The organism is Pseudomonas sp. NPDC008258, from assembly GCF_042956345.1.
In the GTDB taxonomy this organism is placed as follows: domain Bacteria; phylum Pseudomonadota; class Gammaproteobacteria; order Pseudomonadales; family Pseudomonadaceae; genus Aquipseudomonas.
The window spans coordinates 41,085-57,252 of the sequence record NZ_JBIBGE010000001.1; the positions used below are offsets into that span (position 1 = coordinate 41,085).

A 16,168-nucleotide genomic window follows, 5' to 3' on the forward strand; every position below is an offset into this window, starting at 1 on the left:
CCATGCGCCAGCCTGCGTTCATCGACCAATCGCTGTTCGCTGGGCTGGCCGAAAAGGCTGCTGCCAACCCGCGCGGGCGGCAGCATCACACCTTCCATGAGATGGAAGAGCCTTGCCACCGCATGGCGGTCGGGTTGCAGCCAAGCACTTATATTCCGCCGCACCGGCACTTGAGCGCCGACAAGGCCGAGACCTTATTGGCACTCAAGGGGGGCTTTGGCCTGCTGATCTTCGATGAGCAGGGCGGGGTGACCGGCAAGCGGGTGTTGCAGGCAGGCGGCGACTGCCTGGGCGTGGATCTTGCCCCTGGTACCTACCATGGCCTGGTGGTACTGGAGCCGGACAGCATCCTGTTCGAGTGCAAGGCCGGGCCGTACCGGCCGGTGGGCGAAGGCGAACATGCACACTGGGCGCCGCGCGAGGGTGAAGCCGGCGTGGCCGAGTACCAGGCCTGGATGCTCGCGCAGTTCGATTGATGTTGCCCTTACCGGCCTCATCGCCGGCAAGCCAGCTCCCACAAGGATAGCGCCGTACCTGTGGGAGCTGGCTTGCCGGCGATGAGGCCGGCACAGCCCAGACACAGCGTGCTAGAGTGGCCCTTCATACAAGGAGCCTCACATGCGTGCGATTCTTCCCCTCTTGCTGGCAGTCAGCCTGCCACTCGCCGCCGCACCGCTGCACAGCCAGTTCCTGCCACCTGACGATCTCTCCCTGCGCCAGGAAGCGCCCACCGGGCAGCAATTGCTGCAGGTAACCGACTATTCGGTGGTGGTCGGCGCCCAGCGCCAGTCCGATCAGCAGCCGATCCCGATCACTTCGTCGTTGCAGGTGCGCCTGAAGGGCAAGCCGCTGAGCAAGGGCGCGACCATTGCCCAGGTGCTGCTGACCTTCGACGGTGAAGCGGCCAAGAGCTTGAAAAAGCCTGTGTATGACGAGAAAACCCGCACCCTGAGCCTGAATTACCCGGTCAGCGATTACCGGGTGATCATGGACTTGCTGCGCAATGAAACGCTGTATGTGCAGTTTCTGACCTACGCCAACGGCCACATCTGGGCCGACCTGCACACCGGGACCGTACGTACGCGTTGAGGCACGCAGGCTGCGGGGGGTAAACTGCCGGCCTTCGAAATTCCGTGATGGCCCAGTTGGAGTCGGCAATGCGTAAAGACAAGAAACAGGTAATCGGCGACGAAATCAGCGACGACTACATCAAGTCGTTCCTTCAGTTCGAACCGGCCGATGGCGTGACCTCGCCGTCGCTGCACAAGCTGGTCAAGGCCTACCGTGGCCTGCGCGTCGACGACTTCGAGCGCTTTGTCGGCTTCTTCGTCGAAGCTGGCCTGGACCTGGATGGCAAGGACGAGCACGGTCAGACCTTCGTCGAGCAGATCGCCGACCAGCGCAATGCGCCGGAGTACGTCGAGATCATCGACAACGCCCGTGGCTGATTATTAGCCTGTACCGGCCTCTTCGCGGGCATGCCCGCTCCCACAGGTTTCGCGTTGCCCCAGGCTTTGCGCTATCCCTGTGGGAGCGGGCGAGCCCGCGAAGAGGCCGGCACAGGCTGACAAAGAACCAGGCACAAAAAAAACGCCCCGAGGGGCGTTTTTTCGTTACCGGGCGGTTCAGGCGTAATGCTTGGCCGCCGGGCTGCTTTCCACCAGGTCCAGCGCCACGTCGTTGTCGGCGCTGATCTTGTGGTACAGGGCGGCATCGGTGGCCAGGGTCTTCTCGCGAGCCGGGAAGATTTCCTTGAGCTTGGCAGCCCAGGCACCTTTGGCCTGCTCGGGGAAGCAGCGTTCGATCAGTTCCAGCATGATCGACACGGTTACCGACGCACCCGGCGAAGCGCCGAGCAATGCAGCCAGGCTGCCATCCTGGGCCGAGACCAACTCGGTACCAAATTGCAGCACGCCGCCTTTTTTCGGGTCTTTCTTGATGATCTGCACGCGCTGACCAGCCACTTCCAGGCGCCAGTCTTCGGCTTTGGCCTGCGGGTAGAAGCGACGCAGGGCTTCCAGGCGCTGCTCCATCGACTGCATCACTTCGCTGACCAGGTACTTGGTCAGGTCCATGTTGTCGCGGGCCACGGCCAGCATCGGGCCGATGTTGCCCATGCGCACCGACAGCGGCAGGTCCATCAACGAACCGTGCTTGAGGAACTTGGTGGTGAAGCCTGCGTATGGGCCGAACAGCAGCGAAGTCTTGCCGTCAACAACGCGGGTGTCCAGGTGCGGAACCGACATCGGCGGGGCGCCCACGGCGGCCTGGCTGTAGACCTTGGCCTGGTGCTGTTTGACGATTTCCGGGTTGTCGCAACGCAGCCACTGGCCACTGACAGGGAAACCACCGAAGCCTTTGCTTTCCGGGATGCCGGACGCTTGCAGCAGCGGCAGGGCCGCGCCACCGGCGCCGAGGAAGACGAAACGGGCGTCCACTTCGCGGCTGCCGCCGCTGTTGACGTCCTTGATGCTCACGGTCCAGCCGCTGCCATTACGGCGCAGGCCGACAACCTTCTTGCTGTACTTCACCTGCGCGTCCGGCGAGTCGCCCAGCAGCTTGAGCAGCTTGTTGGTCAGGGCGCCGAAGTTGACGTCAGTGCCTTTGGCTACGCGGGTAGCTGCAATGTGCTGGTCCGCCGGGCGGCCTGGCATCATCAGCGGCATCCAGTCGTTCATCACCGCCTTGTCTTCGGTGTATTCCATGTCGGCGAAGGCGTGGTGCTGCTTGAGCAGCTCGAAGCGCTTCTTGAGGAAGGAAACACCCTTGTCACCCTCGACGTAGCTCAGGTGCGGGACAGGGTTGATGAATGCACGCGCCGAGCCAAAGTTGCCCTTCTTGCTCAGGTAGGCCCAGAACTGACGAGAAACCTCGAACTGGGTGTTGATGTGCACGGCCTTCTTGATGTCGATGCTGCCATCGGCGGCCTGAGGCGTATAGTTAAGCTCGCACAGGCCAGCGTGGCCGGTACCTGCGTTGTTCCAGGGGTTGGAGCTTTCCGCGGCTCCGGAGTCCATCGCCTCCACGACCTCAAGCTTCAGGGTCGGGTCGAGCTCCTTGAGCAGTACGGCCAGGGTGGCACTCATGATGCCTGCGCCTACCAGTACCACATCAACCGATTCGTTCTGCGCCATTTAACGCGTCTCCACAATCTACAGCTACCTAATTGACAGCATAGGACCTGGGTTCGCCAGGGTCGCCATGTCCGACTTTTCGCAGTTCTTGCAACTTCCGCGGACACCGCCAATCAGTCTTCGGGTTCGGGTATTGAACGCCGTTTGCCACGGGTGCGGCAATTCGACTTATGGTCAAGGTGTCGTGCGTGCGTTATGGAACGGTTCAGACACTCATGCGAGATGAGCGTATTTGCCGCCTGTTCAGGGCTGTTCGGGACACATCTGCCGCTTTTGCACATGCCAGACTGTTCATTTGCTCGCCACACTCTTGTGAAGTTGTGAAAACCGTTTTTTCACGCTCTTTTGGAGACGTGAACCTCAAAAGGGGACTGCGCGATGGCAACCCGCAGGTTCATGCAGTGTGAAGGGCCGGAAAAGCAGGCACGACAGCCGATGCAAGACCTGAGTGGAAGGCTCTCTGTGGGCTAGGCAGTGAAGTTGCCGGGGTCAATCGGCGAGTGCGGGGCCCGATCAGGAGACGTCCTTATAATCGGGGGGAGATTATAGCGATGTCGCGGGCAGAAATGTCGCCATTCGTGGCTTTTTATTGCAGCGTTTGTCAGGCCGTGAGGATGCGCTGGTGCCAGCGACGGCTTGCGCGTGTGCAAGCCCGGGCGTCGGCGGGTAGCTCGCGGCCCAGCCAGGCCAGCTGGATTTCACTCACCTGGACCCAGCCACTGCCACCAGGTGCCTGGCTACATTGCTTGAACGCCAGGCATTTGCCCTGGGCATCGAGGCGGGCGTAGGCGTTGTGGCGCGGGCGTCGGAAGAGCAGGGTCCAGAGCGAAGCCATGGCGGCGAGTCCTGTGCGTTAGGGCTTGGCGCAAGGATAAGGGCGTGGCCATGAAACGATTGTGACAAGCGGTTCGGGCCGATGACTGGTCTGTGCCTGGCTAGGTATACTGTGGGCCTTTGCCGCATTTTCTGGAGAAACGCGCATGTTGCAACGTCTGTTGTTCGGTTTGATTGCCGTGGCCAGCCTTAGCCTGGTCGGTTGTGCCCACAGCCCGCAACAACTAAACCCGCAACCCACGCTCAAGGCCCAGCTCGCGCCGGTCGGCCACGGCCAGCCGGTCGTGGTCCGGGTGGTTGACGGGCGGGCTTCGCAATCGCTGGGCACCCGTGGTGGCATGTACCCCGAGACCAGCACCATCAGTGTCAGCGGTAACGACGTGGTACCCAAGCTGCAAGCCCAGGCCGAAGCTGCGGTGCGCCTGCTTGGCTTCACCCCGACGCCAAACGCCTATAACGCACCTCAGCTGACAGTGACCCTGGCGGAGCTGAAGTATCAGTCGCCAAAAGACAACCTGTACGTGACCGAGGCCACCATCGGCGCCACCTTCCGTGCCGACGTGCGCAATGGCGGGCGCAGCTACAGCGGCCGTTACGGCGCTTCGCTGGACCAGCGTTTCGGCATGGCGCCGAACCAGGACACCAACACCCAGCTGGTGGGCGATGTGCTGAGCGATGCCCTGACCCGCCTGTTCAAGGACCCGACCATCGGGCAGGTGCTGGGGCAGTAAGCCTTTCGCTGCAAAAGAAAACCCGCTGCCTGTCTTCAGTCAGCGGGTTTTTTGTTGCCTGTGCCGGCCTCTTCGCGGGCTCGCCCGCTCCCACAGGGATATCACCATGCTCGGGTCCAGTGACATTCTGTGGGAGCGGGCAAGCCCGCGAAGAGGCCGGTATAGGTTCAGGCAGCTTCTATGTGGAAATCCAGCAAGCTTAAGCCGGTCCCGGCATCCACCTCTGGCAAATCCTCATGTACATGCCCACCCAGCGCGCAGTAGACCAGCCATTGGCGGTCTTGCACGTTGATGGCAAAACCATCGATCAGCGCCTGCTGTTCATCGCTCTGGGCAACGAGGTAGAGGCGGTCCTGGTTTTCGGCGTGCAGCATGAACAAGCTCCGTATCATGAAAAGGCCGACAGGGTGGCCTGTTCTGATGACGAGCGGATGACAGATGAAATTTAATGACACTTTGTCGCCCAGGCCGGGCGCCAGGGTGTGACTTGGGTAGAATGCGGGCCTTTGCTGCTGCTCACACCGAGGTCGCGTGATGTCCTTGCAAGTGCTCTGGGGGTTTCTGGCCGCCCATCCCGCCAAGTGGATCAACCTGCTGGCGTTGCTGCTGACCTGCCCAGGCGGGCTGCTGCTGCACAGTGCGCGGCGGCGCGATACCGAGACCCGCGAATACATGGCGGTGGACGAGGGCGTGGTGGATGCGTTCGACCTTCGAGTGCCGCGCTACTTCTATATTCTCGGTTTTTCGTGTCTGGCGATGGCGTTGCTGCTGTCCTGGTTCAGCACCTGGGTTTGAGACCCTGGGGCCGCTTTGCGGCCCTTTCGCGACACAAGGCCGCTCCCACAGGATATTGCGTAACCCTTGTGGGAGCGGCCTTGCGTCGCGATGGGGCGCGAAGCGGCCCCAAAATCCATCAGGCTACAGGTGCCTGCTGCCTGACCTGGTACTGGTTACGCACCGGCGTCGCATACTGCAACACCAGGTAAGGCCGCTGCTCTTCAGGGCAGGCATCCAGGCGGCGCTGCCATTCTTCCTTGGCCTTGGCCAACTCATCGGCCGGGAACACCTTCTCGGCACTCGGCACGTGCAGGGCATCGTCCTTGCCATCCCACATCGCATACGCCAGGTAATGCACCGGGAACAGCCGGTACCCGCCCAGGATCTGCCGGTCAATTTCCACAGCCAGCTGTTTGGTGTCCTCGTAGTACTCGGTCACCGGTGGGGCAAAGCTGATGTGCACCCGGCCCTTGTAGCCGGTAATGCCCTTGGCGATGCTGTTGTCATCCTCGCCCGGCGCCTTCTTGTAGGTGCCGGTGGTGGCGCGGATGTAGAGCTCGCGGGCCTTGGCCTGGTCGCACGGGTCGTATTCGTAGCTGATCGACACCGGTGTCAGGTTCAGGCTCTGTATCACTGTACCGAAAGGCTCGTCCTTGCGGCTCATGTGGAACATCTTGAGGATCGCCGAATCGGTACGGTCGTCACCATCCTTGGCGCGGCCTTCGGCCTGGGCGATCCAGATCGAGGTGGCGTCGTTGCGGATCGAGTGGCTGATATAGGCCGAGAGCAACTGGTAGGCGGCCAGCTTCTCGCGGCGCCCACTGATCGAACGGTGCACGATGAAGCTCTTGTTCAGGCGCATCATGTCGCTGACAAAGGGCTTTTGCAGCAGGTTGTCACCAATGGCGATACGCGGCGTGGGCAAGCCGGCGTGGTACACCGCATAGTTGACGAAGGCCGGGTCCATGACGATGTCACGGTGGTTGGCCAGGAACAGGTAGGCGGTGCCGGCCTTGAGCTGCTCCACGCCCGAATAGGTAACGCCGTCGGTGGCGCGGTCGATGGTCTGGTCGACGTAGTACTCGACTTTGTCCTGCAAGGTCGAGACGCAGGTGACGCCGGCGAACTCCTTGCGCAAGCGGCGGGCAATCAGCGGCTTGAGCAACCAGCCAAGAGCGCCGGCCGCCCGCGGGAAGCGGAAGTGGGTGAGGATATCGAGGAATGCCGGGTCGCTGAGCAGGCGTGCCAGAACGGCAGGGACCTCAGCGTCGTCGTACGGTCGGATGGCATCGAATTCGCCCATCATGCTCTCTTGTTGGAAACGGCTAGGGTAATAAGGTAGGGGCGGGCTCCGAAAATACGGCTCGGACACACACAGGCCCTGTAAACAGACCGGCAATTATACGCATAAGTCACCCCGGAGGCCGCGATGCTGGAACTCGACTTCTACGATTGCCCTTATTGCGGCGAACGCGTGGAGACCACCGTCGATCTGTCTGGTGGTGACCAGATCTACACCGAGGACTGCCAGGTGTGTTGTCAGCCCGTGGTGTTCAATCTACAGGTCCATGGTGACGAATGGCTGCTTGAAGTACGACGCGAGGATGATGCCTGATGCAGCGAATCTACGAGCCGGAAAGCCTGTTGGAGGCTGAAATGCTGACTGGCATGCTCGCCAGCGAAGGGATCGTCGCGCACCTGGTTGGCCGTGATCTGGTCGGTGCGGCTGGTGAACTACCCCTGCACGGCCTGCTCGGGCTTGCAGTGGCAGATGAGCAGGCCGAATACGCACGGCAGCTGATCGATGCGTACAATGATGCCCAGCCACTGGTTGGCGACGAACCGGAGAGTTTCCCCGGTACCTTGATCTGCTAGGTTCTTAATTCGCCCATGTGTGGACGTTACGCCCTGTTTCGCTGGCCCCAGGCCCTTGCCAGCCTGCCTGGTTTCCCCGAAGGCCAGCCGGCCCAATGGAACATTGCGCCAGGTGCCACGGTGCTGATCCAGCGCCAGCTCGACGGCCAGCAGCAACTGGCCAAGGCGCGCTGGGGCCTTACCCCGGCCTGGCTTACCGACCTGTCCCGCACGCCCGCGCATGCCCGCGCTGAAACCCTGGCCGAGCAACCCATGTTCCGCGAGGCGTTTCGCCAGCGCCGCTGCCTGATGCCGGCCAACGGTTTTTACGAATGGCGCGGCAGCGTGCGAAAGCGCCCGTACTGGTTGACCCCGGGGGAGGGCTCTTCGTTGTACTTTGCTGCGCTGTGGGAGGCCTACCCGGTACAGGATCAGGTGTGGCTGAGCTGTGCGGTGGTGACACAGGCGGCCATGAATCAGCGTCGGCCGCTGATACTGGACGAGGCGGGGCAGGCAGCCTGGCTGGACCCGGATACGCCGATTACCCGCTTGCACGAGTTGCTGGCCAGCCCGCCGGCAACGTTGCGCGAGCGGGCCTTGGCCAACTTCGTCAATGACCCGAAACTGGATGCGCCGGAGTGCCTGACCCCGGCTTGATGCATCCGCTGCACCAGCCTGTGGGAGCGGGCGTGCCCGCGAAGAGGCCGGTACAGGCGAATAAAATCTTCCCTACGGCTATAGCGGGCACTGGCGACACGGCCTAGGATACGGCGCATGTAAAAAGGGAGTGTTTTCATGCGTAAGTCTTTTGTCGTCAGCCTGTTGAGTGCTGGCATCCTGCTGGCCGGCTGCCAGGCGGTGAACACCACCAGCGGCGGTGCTGTCGGCGTGCAGCGCCAGCAGTACATGTTCAGCATGCTTTCGACCGACGAGGTCAACCAGATGTACGCCCAGTCGTACCAGCAGACCTTGGGCGAAGCGTCGAGCAAGGGTGTGCTGGACAAGTCCAGCGCCGATGCCAAACGCGTGCAGGTCATCGCCAACCGCCTGATCGCCCAGGCGCCCAAGTTCCGCCCGGATGCCGCGCAGTGGAACTGGGAAGTCAACGTGATCAAGAGCGATGAGCTGAACGCCAACTGCGGCCCGGGCGGCAAGATCATCGTGTACACCGGGCTGATCGATCAGCTCAAGCTCACCGATGCGGAAATTGCCGCAGTGGTGGGGCATGAAATTGCCCACGCCCTGCGAGAGCACAGCCGTGAGGCGATGTCCAAGGCTTATGGCGTGCAAATGGCCCGCCAGGGGGCCGGTGCCCTCTTGGGCCTGGGCGAGGGCAGCATGGCCATGGCCGATGCCGTGGTGAACTACTCCATGACCCTGCCCAACAGCCGGGCCAACGAGAACGAAGCCGACCTGATCGGCCTGGAGCTGTCGGCACGTGCGGGTTATGACCCGAATGCCGCGATCACCTTGTGGAACAAGATGAGCAAGGCTTCCGAAGGTGCGCCGCCAGAGTTCATGAGCACTCACCCGGCGTCCGAAAGCCGCATTGCTTCGTTGCAGGCGGCGATTCCGAAGGTGATGCCGCTGTACCAGGCTGCGGCCAAGCAGTAAGGCCGCAAGGGGCTGCTTTGCAGCCCAATCGCCGGCAAGCCAGCTCCCACAGGTATTGCACATAACTTGAAACCGATGCGGTCGGGGTGGGAGCTGGCTTGCCGGCGATTGGGCCGCAGAGCGGCCCCCTTTGGCATTTACCCCACCCAGCCACTGGCCTTCATCGCCGTGTAAACGGCCACGATCGCCAGCACGAAGAACGCCGTGGCCGCCAGGCGACGGATCAGCGTCAGTGGCAGTTTGTCTGCCGCGAAGTTACCCGCCAGCACCACCGGCACGTTGGCAATCAGCATGCCCAGGGTGGTACCGATAATGACCATGATCAGGTGCGGATACTGCGCAGCCAGCATGACCGTGGCCACCTGGGTCTTGTCACCGATTTCGGCCAGGAAGAACGCAATCAGCGTGGTCAGGAACGGCCCGAAACGGCGTGCCGGGTTCTCGTCGTCATCCATCTTGTCCGGGACCAGGGTCCACAGCGCAGTGGCGGTAAAGCTCGCCGCCAGGATCCAGTGCAGTGCCGAGTCGCTGAAAAAGCTGCCAAACCACGCGCCCACGGCACCGGCCGCAGCATGGTTGGCCAGGGTAGCGGCAATGATGCCGGCAATGATCGGCCAGGGCTTGCGGAAGCGGGCAGCGAGAATGAGCGCGAGCAGTTGCGTCTTGTCGCCGATTTCGGCGAGCGCAACGATAGCGGTGGGGACCAACAGAGATTCCAGCATCAGGATTCCTACGGGGGCGGGTCGACACGGCTATGACACGTACAGCCTCCCCGCCCCGGGTAAGGTGTGCGTGTCATAGGTCTTGTCAAACCCTGGATCCGTCTACGCGGATCTCTCCATGCAGGCTGGCATGATGGGTCGCACGCGCCATGGTCTGTGGACCAAGTATGTTGACGCGTACCGGGCGAGCAGTGCGCTCGCGGGAGACTACTCCCCTAGGACGGTGCGGATTCTGCCTAGGCAAAACGCTTTCGGCAAGCGCTGTTTTTATCCGCGCATTGCCTGGTAAATCCGAAAACCGTCAGCCTCGTCGCGTACCTGGCAGTTGCCCAGCGCCCCTTCGATCAGCGGTTGATAGCGCAGGAAGCTGTTGGCAACCAGGCGCATTTCGCCACCTTTTCGCAGATGAACGGCGGATTTTTTCAGCAAGTTTTCCGAAGCCTGGTAGTTGGTGTGCACCCCGGTGTGGAATGGCGGGTTGCTCAGGATCAGGCTCAGCTCGGTCGGTGCAGCGTCGATACCATCACCGCTGATCACGTCGCCTTCCAGGCCGTTGGCGGCCAGTGTCAGGCGGCTGGCCGCCACGGCGAAGGCGTCCACGTCCAGCAGGGTTACCCGGCTTTGCGGGTAACGGCGCTTGACCGTGGCGCCCAATATCCCGGCGCCACAGCCGAAGTCCAGCACATGCCCGCTCGGCAGGCCGTCGAGGTGCTTGAGCAGCAGGGCGGTACCCCGGTCCAGCCGCCCGTGGCTGAATACGCCGGGCAGGCTGACCACCTGCAACGGGCCGTCTTCCAGGGCTAGCTCGAAGTGTTCGGCCAGGCTTTGCAGCGGCTTGGCTTCGGGCGCCTGCTCGATGGTCACTTGCCACAGCTGGCAGTGCCGGGCGCTGTCGAGCTTGCGCGGTTTGCCAAAGGCTTGCAGCTGTTTGGCCGCCCCTTCGATACCGCCGCGCTTTTCGCCCACCAGGTACAGCTCGCGGCCGGCCAGGCGCGATGCCAGGGCATTGAGCAGGTAGGCCGCCAGTTCGCGGGACTTGGGCAGGAACAGCACGGCGCTGTCGAAGGCCGCTGCAGGCGGCTCTACCCCATAATGACTGCGGCCGGCAAAGCGGCTGTCGAGCATGGCCTGATCGCCTGCATGCCAAGTCCAGGCCTGGGCCTGCGGCAATTGGGTGAGCAGGCCATCGGCGGGGGCACCAGCGATCAGCAGCGGCCCCTGGAACAGCTCTGCCTGGCGGAGCAACACTTCACTGCGCGGGTCCATGGACGACGCCTCCTGGAAAAAGTGGCGCAGTGTAGCAGAGGCGGGCGACGGGCTCAGCTGACTACGCGGCGTGGCTGCCCGGCAAAGAAGGCCTGGGCGTTCTCGCTGAGCTGGCCGACGATACGCTGGCGCGATTCCACCGCACCCCAGGCGCTGTGCGGGGTGATGATCAGGCGCGGGATGCCGGGTTCGAGCAGCGGGTTGCCATTGACCGGCGGTTCCACGCTCAGCACGTCGGTGGCTGCACCGCCCAGGTGGCCACTGCGCAGCGCATCGGCCAGCGCCTGTTCGTCGATCAGGCCGCCGCGAGCGGTATTGACCACCAGCGCATTGGGCTTGAGCAGCGCCAGTTCGCGGGCACCGAGCATGTGCCGGGTGTGCTCGTTCAGCGGGCAATGCAGGGTCAAGGCGTCGACTTGTGGCAATAGCTCGTCCAGCGGCAGCCGGTCGTCACGTTCCGGGCGCCCAGGGATCTGCCCGCTCAGCACACGCATGCCAAAAGCCTCGGCCAGCCTTGCTACCGCGCCGCCCAGTTCGCCGTGGCCAAGCAGGCCGAGGGTTTTGCCTTCCAGCTCGACGATGGGGAAGTCCAGCAGGCAGAACTGGCTGGCCTTGGCCCACTGGCCGTCGGCCACTGCCTGGTTGTAGTCGCACAGGCGGGTTGCCAGGGCCAGCAACAGGGCGAGGGTGTGCTGCGCGACGGACGGCGTGCCGTAGCCCTGGCAGTTGCAGACGGTGATGCCTTGGGCGCGCGCCGCCGCCAGGTCGACGTTATTGGTACCGGTGGCAGCTACCAGGATCAGCTTGAGTTGCGGGTTGGCCGCCAGGGTTGCGGCGTCAAGCATGACCTTGTTGCTGATCACCGCGACCGCGCCCTGCAGGCGTTCTGCGACCTGGTCGGGGCCGGTGGCGGCGAACAGCTCGAAATCATCGAATTGCTGTTCGAGGGGCGAGAGGTCGAGGTCGCCAAGGTCCAGGGACTGGTGATCGAGAAACACGGCGCGACGCGGGCTGGGCATGGGGTTCTCCGGTGGCAGGGCGGGAAATGGTGATGGGCCATTCGCGGGCACGCTCGCTCCCACAGGGTTGGTGCAGTACCTGTGGGAGCGGGCGTGCCCGCGAAAGGGCCGTTGGCTCCAGCACGGATCCTGAAGCCTTCAGCGCAGTGTCTAGCCCGTGGTTACCGCCCGTCAACGCCCCCCACTCATACCTTCGCCAGCCAAATCATTCCTTCGGCTGATTTAGCCGTCACATTGGCGAACTACAGTAGTTACCAGACTTGTCCGGCCCGCTTTTCAGAAAAGGGATACCCATGTTGCAGACCCGCATCATCAAGCCCGCCGAGGGCGCCTACGCCTACCCATTGCTGATCAAGCGCCTGCTGATGTCTGGCAGCCGCTATGAGAAAACCCGCGAAATCGTCTACCGCGATCAACTGCGGCTGACGTATCCACAGCTCAACGAGCGCATTGCGCGCCTGGCCAACGTACTGACCGAGGCCGGGGTAAAGGCCGGCGATACCGTGGCGGTAATGGACTGGGACAGCCACCGCTACCTGGAATGCATGTTCGCCATTCCCATGATCGGTGCGGTGGTGCATACCATCAACGTGCGCCTTTCGCCTGAGCAGATCCTCTACACCATGAACCACGCCGAAGACCGCGTGGTACTGGTCAACAGCGACTTCGTCGGCCTCTACCAGGGTATTGCCGGGCAGCTGACCACCGTCGACAAGACCCTGCTGCTGACCGATGGCCCGGACAAGACCGCCGAGCTACCCAACCTGGTGGGTGAATACGAGCAATTGCTGGCCGCTGCCAGCCCGCACTACGATTTCCCCGACTTCGACGAAAACTCGGTGGCCACCACCTTCTACACCACCGGCACCACCGGCAACCCCAAGGGCGTGTATTTCACCCACCGGCAACTGGTGCTGCACACCCTGGCCGAGGCCTCGGTCACTGGCAGTATCGACAGCGTACGCCTGCTGGGCAGCAACGACGTGTACATGCCCATTACCCCGATGTTCCACGTGCATGCCTGGGGCATTCCCTACGCTGCCACCATGCTTGGCATGAAGCAGGTGTACCCGGGGCGCTACGAACCAGACATGCTGGTCAAGCTGTGGCGTGAGGAGAAAGTCACCTTCTCCCATTGCGTGCCGACCATCTTGCAGATGCTGCTCAATTGCCCGACCTCGCAGGGCCAGGACTTTGGCGGCTGGAAGATCATCATCGGTGGCAGCGCGCTCAACCGTTCGCTGTACCAGGCTGCCCTGGCGCGAGGCATCCAGCTGACCGCCGCCTATGGCATGTCCGAAACCTGCCCGCTGATTTCCGCGGCGCACCTGAACGACGAACTGCAGGCCGGCAGCGAGGATGAACGTATCACCTACCGGATCAAGGCCGGCGTGCCGGTGCCGCTGGTTGAGGCGGCGATTGTCGATGGTGACGGCAACTTCCTGCCGGCCGATGGCGAAACCCAGGGCGAGCTGGTGCTGCGTGCGCCGTGGCTGACCATGGGCTATTTCAAGGAGCCGGAAAAGAGCGAGGAACTGTGGCAGGGCGGCTGGTTGCACACCGGTGACGTCGCCACTCTCGACGGCATGGGCTATATCGACATCCGCGATCGCATCAAGGATGTGATCAAGACCGGTGGCGAGTGGATCTCTTCTCTCGACCTGGAAGACCTGATCAGCCGTCACCCGGCCGTGCGCGAAGTCGCTGTGGTAGGGGTGGCCGACCCGCAATGGGGTGAGCGCCCGTTTGCCCTGCTGGTGGTACGCGACGGCCAGGCCATCGACGCCAAGGCACTCAAGGAACACCTCAAGCCGTTCGTCGAACTGGGGCACATCAACAAGTGGGCGATTCCTAGCCAGATCGCCGTTGTTACTGAAGTTCCCAAGACCAGTGTCGGCAAGCTCGACAAGAAACGCATCCGTCAGGACATCGTCCAGTGGCAGGCCAGCAACAGCGCGTTCCTTTCAACGCTGTAACCGCCGTGCGGGTCGCGAACGCCAGAACGCGACCCGCACGCTAGAGGCCTCGGCGCCTTGCCAAACGGCAGAAATGCGCCATCCTTTAGCACTGCCAGCCCGCAACCGGAGCAACAGAGCAGCGAGTTGGCGGCACGGAGCGCAAATCACACTTTAGAGGGATCAAGCGCCTGTGCCTTGCTGGCTATAGTCGGGGCCAGGGGATTTTCAGGAATGGGGGAGGGCGACACGCGCAAGCCGTGTCGCCGCGGGCGAAAGCCTGCAAACCGGTCGCTCGGGCCGTTCTTGAAGGGACTCACTGCCATAACAATAAAGTACATGGAGTAGCGTCGATGAAATCTGCAAACCTGTTCTGGCGCCGGGCCAAGTTGCCCCTGGCCGTCAGCCTTGCTTCCACGCTCGCAAGTCCTGCTTTCGCTGTCAGCTTCAACATTGGTGAAATCGAAGGCCAGTTCGACTCCTCGCTCTCCATCGGCGCCAGCTGGTCGACAGCCAACCCCAACAAGAACCTGATCGGGGTGAACAACGGCGGCAAGGGCCTGTCGCAGACCTCCGACGATGGTCACCTGAACTTCAAGAAGGGCGAAACGTTCTCCAAGATCTTCAAGGGCATCCATGACCTGGAGCTGAAGTACGGCGATACCGGTGTGTTCGTGCGCGGCAAGTACTGGTACGACTTCGAGCTGAAGGACGAGGGCCGGGAGTTCAAGGACATCAGCGACTCCAACCGCAAGGAAGGCGCCAAGTCGTCCGGCGCCCAGTTGCTCGACGCCTTCGTGTACCACAACTACTCCATCGGTGATCAGCCTGGCTCCGTGCGCCTTGGCAAGCAGGTGGTGAGCTGGGGCGAAAGTACCTTCATTGGCGGTGGCATCAACTCGATCAACCCCATTGATGTATCGGCGTTCCGCCGCCCAGGGGCCGAGATCAAGGAAGGCCTGATCCCGGTCAACATGTTCTACATCTCGCAAAGCCTGACCGACAACCTGTCGGCCGAAGCCTTCTACCAGATCGAGTGGGACCAGACGGTTGTCGACAACTGCGGCACCTTCTTCTCCCAGCCGGACATCATCGCCGATGGCTGTACCGACAACCTGCGCGTGCTTAACAGCAGCCGCACGGTGCCGGCTGCGGCCCAGCAGTTCCTCGCCACGCGTGGCGTGAACATCAACGAAGAAGGTGTCATGGTGGCCCGTGGCGCCGACCGCGACGCCCGTGACAGCGGCCAGTTCGGTGTGGCCATGCGCTACATGTTCGAACCGCTCGACACCGAGTTTGGCGCCTATTTCATGAACTACCACAGCCGGGCGCCGATCTTCAGCGCTACCGGTGCCGCGCCTTCGGTATTTGCCGGGCTGAGTGCGCTGCCGGCGCAGCTGCGTGCACTGGCGCCGTTGATCGTCGCGGGTAACTCGAAGTATTTCGTCGAGTACCCCGAAGATATCCGCCTGTATGGCCTGAGTTTCTCCACCACGCTTCCCACCGGCACCGCGTGGAGCGGTGAAATCAGCTACCGGCCGAATGCCCCGGTGCAGCTGAACACCACCGATATCCTGTTCGCTGGCGTGCGTCCGATTGGCGGTGCATTGACCAACGCCTCGCTGCTTACCGGCACGCCGGGGCAGGACCTGCACGGCTATCGTCGCAAGGAGATCACTCAATTCCAGACCACCCTGACGCACTTCTTCGACCAGGTAATGGGCGCCAGCCGCATGACTGTAGTGGGCGAAGTTGGGGTCACCCACGTTGGCGGCCTGGAAAACGCACGCGAGACCCGCTATGGCCGTGACCCGGTCTTCGGGCCTGGCCCGCTGCCTGCCACCGGCGGTGCCGACACCTGCCAGGCGCTCAATGCCAGCACCATCGCGGGTGCTGGTGCGGGGGCATCCACTGCCAACCTGAACCGCAACTGCGAGAACGATGGCTACACCACCAGCACTTCCTGGGGTTACCGCGCCCGCGTCATCTGGGACTACAACGACGTGTTCGCCGGGGTCAACCTGAAGCCGAGCGTGGCCTGGTCGCATGACGTTTCCGGCTACTCGCCAGGCCCTGGTGCCAACTTCGAGGAAGGCCGCAAGGCAATTAGCCTGGGCCTGGACGCCGAGTACCAGAACACCTACACGGCGAGCCTGTCGTACACCAACTTCTTTGACGGCAAGTACACCACCGTGGATGACCGCGACTTCGTCGCCCTCAGCTTCGGCGTGAACTTCTAAGCACACAGATCCAGGACGACAC

Annotated in this window: 18 protein-coding genes and 1 riboswitch; of the genes, 11 read left to right on the plus strand and 7 right to left on the minus strand. The window is 62.6% G+C overall.

The window, feature by feature from the left end; translation table 11 throughout:
* Positions 1–2 precede the first annotated feature (2 nt).
* The 3 genes from ACFY9W_RS00205 (at position 3) to ACFY9W_RS00215 (ending at position 1,448) form a co-directional block, all read left to right on the plus strand.
* Positions 3–476, plus strand: a complete 474-nt coding sequence (locus tag ACFY9W_RS00205) for a WbuC family cupin fold metalloprotein (protein ID WP_391124165.1) — start codon at positions 3–5, stop codon at positions 474–476.
* A 142-nt stretch (positions 477–618) separates the two neighbouring features.
* Positions 619–1,089, plus strand: coding sequence for a hypothetical protein (locus ACFY9W_RS00210; protein ID WP_391124168.1), 471 nt, complete (start codon positions 619–621; stop codon positions 1,087–1,089).
* A 68-nt stretch (positions 1,090–1,157) separates the two neighbouring features.
* Positions 1,158–1,448, plus strand: a complete 291-nt coding sequence (locus ACFY9W_RS00215) for a PA4642 family protein (RefSeq protein WP_391124171.1) — start codon at positions 1,158–1,160, stop codon at positions 1,446–1,448.
* 177 nt (positions 1,449–1,625) lie between these two features.
* Here ACFY9W_RS00215 and mqo read toward each other — a convergent pair whose 3' ends face one another.
* Positions 1,626–3,134: a malate dehydrogenase (quinone) gene (gene mqo / locus ACFY9W_RS00220; protein ID WP_391124174.1), complete on the minus strand. Its 1,509-nt coding sequence runs from the start codon at positions 3,132–3,134 to the stop codon at positions 1,626–1,628.
* Between the two features lie 601 nt (positions 3,135–3,735).
* Positions 3,736–3,969: a hypothetical protein gene (locus tag ACFY9W_RS00225; RefSeq protein WP_391124177.1), complete on the minus strand. Its 234-nt coding sequence runs from the start codon at positions 3,967–3,969 to the stop codon at positions 3,736–3,738.
* 145 nt (positions 3,970–4,114) lie between these two features.
* On the opposite strand from ACFY9W_RS00225, the gene ACFY9W_RS00230 reads away from it, so the two are divergent.
* On the plus strand, positions 4,115–4,699 hold the full coding sequence (locus ACFY9W_RS00230; protein WP_284356255.1) for a YajG family lipoprotein: 585 nt from the start codon (positions 4,115–4,117) through the stop codon (positions 4,697–4,699).
* Positions 4,700–4,866: 167 nt separating this feature from the next.
* On the opposite strand, the gene ACFY9W_RS00235 is transcribed toward ACFY9W_RS00230, so the two are convergent.
* The gene (locus ACFY9W_RS00235; protein WP_391124181.1) at positions 4,867–5,073 is read right to left on the minus strand and encodes a hypothetical protein; all 207 of its coding nucleotides are present in this window, start codon (positions 5,071–5,073) and stop codon (positions 4,867–4,869) included.
* Positions 5,074–5,233: 160 nt separating this feature from the next.
* Between ACFY9W_RS00235 and ACFY9W_RS00240 the strand changes: the two genes are divergently transcribed.
* On the plus strand, positions 5,234–5,494 hold the full coding sequence (locus ACFY9W_RS00240; RefSeq protein ID WP_391124184.1) for a hypothetical protein: 261 nt from the start codon (positions 5,234–5,236) through the stop codon (positions 5,492–5,494).
* Between the two features lie 118 nt (positions 5,495–5,612).
* Here ACFY9W_RS00240 and ACFY9W_RS00245 read toward each other — a convergent pair whose 3' ends face one another.
* The gene (locus ACFY9W_RS00245; protein WP_391124186.1) at positions 5,613–6,779 is read right to left on the minus strand and encodes a 1-acyl-sn-glycerol-3-phosphate acyltransferase; all 1,167 of its coding nucleotides are present in this window, start codon (positions 6,777–6,779) and stop codon (positions 5,613–5,615) included.
* A gap of 126 nt (positions 6,780–6,905) precedes the next feature.
* On the opposite strand from ACFY9W_RS00245, the gene ACFY9W_RS00250 reads away from it, so the two are divergent.
* From ACFY9W_RS00250 to ACFY9W_RS00265, 4 genes are all read left to right on the plus strand, one after another.
* On the plus strand, positions 6,906–7,091 hold the full coding sequence (locus ACFY9W_RS00250) for a CPXCG motif-containing cysteine-rich protein (RefSeq protein ID WP_391124189.1): 186 nt from the start codon (positions 6,906–6,908) through the stop codon (positions 7,089–7,091).
* Positions 7,091–7,351 (plus strand): putative signal transducing protein, encoded by a 261-nt coding sequence (locus ACFY9W_RS00255; protein ID WP_391124192.1) that lies wholly within the window; start codon positions 7,091–7,093, stop codon positions 7,349–7,351. The genes ACFY9W_RS00250 and ACFY9W_RS00255 overlap by 1 nt, the downstream gene beginning before the upstream one ends.
* A gap of 15 nt (positions 7,352–7,366) precedes the next feature.
* Positions 7,367–7,987 carry an SOS response-associated peptidase family protein gene (locus ACFY9W_RS00260; protein ID WP_391124195.1) on the plus strand — a complete coding sequence of 207 codons (621 nt, stop codon included), beginning with the start codon at positions 7,367–7,369 and terminating at the stop codon, positions 7,985–7,987.
* Between the two features lie 138 nt (positions 7,988–8,125).
* Positions 8,126–8,944, plus strand: a complete 819-nt coding sequence (locus ACFY9W_RS00265) for a M48 family metallopeptidase (protein WP_019099796.1) — start codon at positions 8,126–8,128, stop codon at positions 8,942–8,944.
* Between the two features lie 137 nt (positions 8,945–9,081).
* On the opposite strand, the gene ACFY9W_RS00270 is transcribed toward ACFY9W_RS00265, so the two are convergent.
* The 3 genes from ACFY9W_RS00270 to ACFY9W_RS00280 all read right to left on the minus strand — a co-directional run bounded on the left by ACFY9W_RS00270 (position 9,082) and on the right by ACFY9W_RS00280 (position 11,951).
* Entirely contained in the window at positions 9,082–9,666 is a 585-nt protein-coding gene (locus ACFY9W_RS00270; protein ID WP_016501477.1) for a TMEM165/GDT1 family protein, read from the minus strand.
* Between the two features lie 88 nt (positions 9,667–9,754).
* Positions 9,755–9,894: riboswitch (yybP-ykoY riboswitch) on the minus strand.
* A 39-nt stretch (positions 9,895–9,933) separates the two neighbouring features.
* Positions 9,934–10,932: a methyltransferase gene (locus ACFY9W_RS00275; RefSeq protein ID WP_391124200.1), complete on the minus strand. Its 999-nt coding sequence runs from the start codon at positions 10,930–10,932 to the stop codon at positions 9,934–9,936.
* Between the two features lie 53 nt (positions 10,933–10,985).
* A complete protein-coding gene (locus ACFY9W_RS00280; RefSeq protein ID WP_391124203.1) occupies positions 10,986–11,951 on the minus strand; it encodes a 2-hydroxyacid dehydrogenase in 966 nt (321 codons plus the stop codon).
* A 293-nt stretch (positions 11,952–12,244) separates the two neighbouring features.
* Between ACFY9W_RS00280 and ACFY9W_RS00285 the strand changes: the two genes are divergently transcribed.
* Positions 12,245–13,927, plus strand: coding sequence for a long-chain-fatty-acid--CoA ligase (locus tag ACFY9W_RS00285; RefSeq protein WP_391124205.1), 1,683 nt, complete (start codon positions 12,245–12,247; stop codon positions 13,925–13,927).
* Positions 13,928–14,259: 332 nt separating this feature from the next.
* A complete protein-coding gene (locus ACFY9W_RS00290; protein WP_391124208.1) occupies positions 14,260–16,146 on the plus strand; it encodes a DUF1302 family protein in 1,887 nt (628 codons plus the stop codon).
* Positions 16,147–16,168 lie beyond the last annotated feature (22 nt).